Origin of the sequence: Photorhabdus viridis (genome assembly GCF_040256935.1) — a bacterium.
Taxonomy (GTDB): domain Bacteria; phylum Pseudomonadota; class Gammaproteobacteria; order Enterobacterales; family Enterobacteriaceae; genus Photorhabdus; species Photorhabdus viridis.
In genome coordinates, this window is record NZ_JBEJZY010000528.1 from 1 (window position 1) to 223 (window position 223).

Sequence of the window (223 nt, forward strand, 5' to 3'; positions counted from 1 at the left end):
GCAAGGTCAAATAGCCATGAGTGATGCGGCTATCATTGCTGACAAGAACGATCAGTTACTTGCTATCGTCAATCAAATTAATCCGGATTATGCAACCGGACGTTTTCAAGATGCTATCGGACGAATTTATTTTTTAGATCGAATTCCAGCATCGGGAACAACGGTAACAGCAACATGCACTGGGTTAGTTAATACAGTTATTCCAATTGGTAGTATTGCTCAA

The 223-nt window shown here is 40.4% G+C and carries 1 pseudogene; it reads left to right on the forward strand.

The window, feature by feature from the left end:
• Window positions 1–223 (forward strand): annotated as a pseudogene (locus ABR397_RS25680) (baseplate J/gp47 family protein); the annotation flags it as partial.